Here is a 4,832-nt window from a genome sequence, read left to right on the forward strand (position 1 = left end):
TACTTTTAATACTTTCATGTTAAAAATGCGAAAACTAAAATACTATTTAAGAGCCTTAACTATAACTTTAGTTGCCTCTGCAATGAGTTGATTATCATAGGTTGCCTCTTTCTCATCTTTACTAGATAAAATTGCGATGATAATTGGTGCTCTATTTGGAGGCCAAACGATAGCAATATCATTTCTTGTCCCGTAACTACCAGCACCTGATTTATCTCCAACTACCCATTCAGTTGGTACGCCTGCACGAATAAGTTTGTCCCCTGTAGCATTTCCTTTCATCCACTCTGTAAGAATTTTACGTTTTTCAGCTGGAAGTGCATTTCCGACCGTAAAAGCTTTAAGATTCGTAGCAATAGCTTTCGCTGTACTAGTGTCACGAATGTCTCCTGGAATAGCTTCGTTTAATTCTGTTTCAAAGCGATCAGACATAGTAATCCGATCCCCCATATGCCTAAGCGCTTTTTCATATCCTTTCGGTCCTCCTATTTTATTAAATAAAATGTTCCCTGCAGTATTATCGCTTGAACGAACAGCAGCCTCAGCAATTTCTCCTAGTTTCATTCCAGTATCTACATGTTTCTCTGTCACAGGTGAATAATCCACTAAGTCTTCTTTCGTAAATGTGATTACTTCATTTAATGTATCAATTGAGTTTTGCTGTAGTAATACTCCTGCTGCTAAAGCCTTGTAGGTTGATGCGAAGGCAAATCTTTCGTTAGATCGATAAGAGATTGTTTGATTTGTACCAGTATCAATCGCATATACACCTACTCGAGCATCAAATTTTTTCTCAAGTTGTGAGAACTCTTTATGCGTCGCCTGATTTTTATGTTTCACTTGTCCAGTCTTTTCTTTCGCTTCAACTTGCAGTGACTCTCCTGTAAAAGCTTCTAGGCTTGTAATACTTAAACCTAATATACCAACGCATATTCCTATTTTTAGCATCCTCTTATTTTTCAAAATCATCATTCCTTCCAAATTTTTAGCACCTTTTTATACGTACACATAATAGACAATCACCGAACCAAATTTGTTCCACAAACTAAAAAAATTATAGCTAGTATGAGAGTTATTAACAAAATAAGAGATAGTAGCTACGACGCCTCTATCTCTTATTTCATATTTCATTTTTTTACTTATAAATGGCTTTATATGAACAGGGTCTCTTCCCTGAGAAAAGTACTCTAATTTTGCTTAGAACTACCTGTACTAGTAGCTTCACCATGTATACGTTGCTGTTTCAAATCAAAGTATACATCTAATACTTCCTTTCCAATTATAGAATTAATTCCATTTTTATCATCATGAAGCCATGGAACTACTACGGAAAATGCTACTTCTGGATTATCATATGGAGCATATCCAACTAACGTTAAGTTGTAACATTCCATACGTTCTCCTTTTGCATTTCTACCAATCGGGTCATCTCCACCATATACAGTTTGGGCTGTTCCTGTCTTTCCTGCTGGTTTATATGGCGCGTTTTTGAAATATTTCACGCCAGTTCCATCACCTTCTTGGAATACCCATCTAAACCCTTCTTTTATCCGATCAATATGTTCTTTCTTCATATCAATTCGATTTAATACGACAGGCTCTATGGAACGTATAACTTTGCCAACCTCTTCTTTTATTGATTGTTCTCGTATTTCTTGTACAATTTGAGGTTGCATTCTATAACCACCATTCGCAATCGTTGAAATATATTGCGCTAATTGCAACGGCGTATACGTATCATACTGACCGATAGAAAAATCTAGTAAAAACCCAGGTTGACTATCTACTTTTCTCGTTTGTCCAATTATTTCATTCGGTAAATCAATACCTGTTGGGACACCTAAACCAAATTGCTTGAAATAATAGCGCATCGTATCAAATGCTCCTTGTTTAATATCCAATGAGCCATTTGGTACGTAATTAACTCCCGCAATTTTTAAAGCTGTCTGGAACATGTATACATTCGAAGATACTTGTAAAGCCCGTAAATCATTAATATTACCAAATCCGGATACATTCCACGATTTCTTAGCTTGTGTACCTTTAAATTTCATCGGCGCGTCATAAAATTGATCTCCTGGATGTATTGCCCCTGTCTCATATCCAGTTAATAAAGTAGCACCTTTTACAGCTGACCCTAGCTCATACGAAGTTGTCATGTTTCCTAATGCCAAATCCTCAACCTCTATTTTCCCTTCTTTTTCTACAATCTTTTTGCCTGCCATTGATAAAATTTGTCCGTTATTTGGATTCGTCATGACAACAAAAGCTCGATCGAGCAGTGGCTCTGAACTCTTAAAAGCTCTCAAGTTTTTTTCTATACTTTCTTCCACTTTCTTTTGTAATTCCATATCAATCGTTAATGTTAAACTATTACCACTTTTTCCTTTAGAGATTATTTCTGTGCTAACAATGTTTCCTGATTTATCAGTAATATTTTTCACTTCTTCTTTTGTGCCGTGTAATACATCTTCATATCGTTGTTCAATATAACTTTTTCCAACACGATCATTACGGTTATATCCACGTACTAAATAAGAATCTAAATTTTCTTTCGGTAATCCTTCTTCACTACTCGTAATATTTCCTAATACAGAACGAAATAAATTACCATTTACATAATTACGTTCCCAATCAACAGTTGCATCTACTCCTGGAAAATTCGCAAGGTTTTCACTTATCCGCGCATACTCTTCATCTGTTACATCTTTTTTAATAATTTGTGGTGTTAGTTGATAACCTGAACTCATTTTACTTTTAATAGCTAACACCTTTAAATCTTGTGCTGTTAATTCTGCTAATTCTACCTCTGTAACACGACCTCGTCTTAAGTCTTCTATTTTTTTATCTAACTCTTTTCCCTCTATACCCTTTTCTTTAAACTTTTCTATATCTTTCTTAGTAATCTTTGTCTCCGCACGTTTCAAATTCAACTGCATCCAAAAATCTTTTTTATCGATATCTGTTAATTTATTTATATCTTGTTCAGGCATTTCAAGTACTTTCGCCAAGTCTTTTGCTGTTTTTAAAATATCTTCACTCGTAATTCCCTTCACCCTTGTATACGTAATTGTGCGAAGAGATTTATTATTAACAACTGTTTTCCCTTCTCGATCTAAAATTTGTCCACGTGGAACTGGAATACTAGTTATTGCATTTTGACTACTTTCCACTTGGTTCTTATAAGCCTCTCCCTCAACGATTTGTACCTTTCCTAGCTGCATAATAATAGCTGAGAATAGTACAAATATGCAAAGGAACATTATATTTAATCGAATAGATATATATGTCTTCTGCTTCTTGCCTTTTTGTCCTTTCATAAATCCTCCATTTAATCCTTTCAGGAATTGCTACAAATACTAAAAGCATTCCTTATATATTAGATACCGATAATCGGTTATAAATATCGCCTCAATTTTTTGCTTAATCCTTGTAAGCAACCATTCCTTTTCGCTTAGCTACGGAATTAATAACTCTCCCTTCTTGTTTTCTCTCTATTTTTTTTGCCACTTGCATTAGAAGTGCTAAACTGTATAATAACTCTTATTAAACTTACATATAAACTTGCTAGTAAATTTTCATGCTAATTATTCCTTTCTTCATGCTGTAATACTTAATAGACAACCTAAACAATAAAGTTGTTCCACATTTACAAAAAAAATAATTAAATATAAGATGAAATAGGCTACATAAGGGAGGGTTATATGTTACATACAAGAAGATGGAGATTTTTTGCGGTTCTTTCTATTGTAGGTTTGATTTTACTACTTTTAGTAAAAATAAAATTCATTTCAATTACTATCGCAACTTCTTCAGCTGAAAGAGGAAAGATTTTTGATAAAAATGGTGTAATGCTAGCTACAAATAAGAAAGTTAAGTCTCTATATTGCACTTCTAATGATGAAAAGCTATCGAAACAAGATACATCAAACACATTAGCTTTTTTTAACCAATTTTCAAGCGAGTTTCAACATGATATTTCTACAGAGAACATAAAATCTCAATTACAACAATCTTGTAAAAAGAAGACTATGAATGATATACCGTTATACTCTGATATAAATGAGAATGAACTTGCATTCATAAACAAAAACAAACCCAATAATGTAATAATTAAAGATGAATGGATTCGATATTACCCTAAACACGAAATTGGTTCACAAGTAATTGGGTATGTAGAAAATGACCTTAAGTCCAAGCATATGGCTGTTGGAAAAAGCGGGATTGAGCTGCAATATGAAAATGATTTAAAAGGAAAACCAGGCAAAACTCTTATTTTTAAATTGAATAATAAAAAGTTCTTATGGAACATTCAAAAAGTACAAAAAGGAAAAGATGTGCGGCTAGCTTTAGACTCTGAGTTGCAGCAAAAGGCAGAAGAAGCATTAAAATCTCAAATTAAGAAAACACCTGATGCTAAAGCTGGTTATGCTATAGTGAGCGATGCAAAAACTGGCGCAATTTTAACTATGGCCAACTCGGTAGCTTTTAATCCAAATATATTAAATACACATGTATCTTCTAGAAAAGAAAACATTAAATCTCTTTCGCAAAATAAAGCAATTCAAAAATTAAAGTATGGTGAATCTTATGTAAATATGGCTTCTACTATAAAACCACTCACTATTTTAATTGGATTAAATGAAAAGCTTTTCCAACCAGAAGATACTTATTTAGATAAAGGTACTTTTCAGTATGATAATCAAAATAACATTACGAATGCGCCTGGAACACCAACAGGGGAGATTACACCGAGGCAGGCTATCATTAATTCATCTAACACATTTATGACAGCAAAAGTAGCTCTGCCCTTATTCAACCAAAATAATGGA

3 protein-coding genes are annotated in these 4,832 nt (G+C 33.6%); 1 reads left to right on the forward strand and 2 read right to left on the reverse strand.

Annotated elements, in window-relative coordinates:
* Positions 1–42 precede the first annotated feature (42 nt).
* Both bla and ACQGS6_RS23000 read right to left on the reverse strand, forming a co-directional pair.
* The gene (bla, locus tag ACQGS6_RS22995) at positions 43–969 is read right to left on the reverse strand and encodes a class A beta-lactamase Bla1 (RefSeq protein WP_009326957.1); all 927 of its coding nucleotides are present in this window, start codon (positions 967–969) and stop codon (positions 43–45) included.
* Between the two features lie 218 nt (positions 970–1,187).
* Positions 1,188–3,320 (reverse strand): peptidoglycan D,D-transpeptidase FtsI family protein, encoded by a 2,133-nt coding sequence (locus ACQGS6_RS23000; protein ID WP_098218274.1) that lies wholly within the window; start codon positions 3,318–3,320, stop codon positions 1,188–1,190.
* Positions 3,321–3,704: 384 nt separating this feature from the next.
* On the opposite strand from ACQGS6_RS23000, the gene ACQGS6_RS23005 reads away from it, so the two are divergent.
* The coding region (locus ACQGS6_RS23005) for a penicillin-binding transpeptidase domain-containing protein (RefSeq protein WP_426965660.1) at positions 3,705–4,832 on the forward strand (1,128 nt) is incomplete at its 3' end.

It is taken from the genome of Bacillus sp. GMs2/2 (genome assembly GCF_050172095.1).
In the GTDB taxonomy this organism is placed as follows: domain Bacteria; phylum Bacillota; class Bacilli; order Bacillales; family Bacillaceae_G; genus Bacillus_A; species Bacillus_A cereus.

Excerpts from the sequence above, each read along its gene's own strand:
- bla (WP_009326957.1), bottom strand. The coding sequence starts at position 969 with ATGATTTTGAAAAATAAGAGGATGCTAAAAATAGGAATATGCGTTGGT.
- ACQGS6_RS23000 (WP_098218274.1), bottom strand. The coding sequence starts at position 3,320 with ATGAAAGGACAAAAAGGCAAGAAGCAGAAGACATATATATCTATTCGA.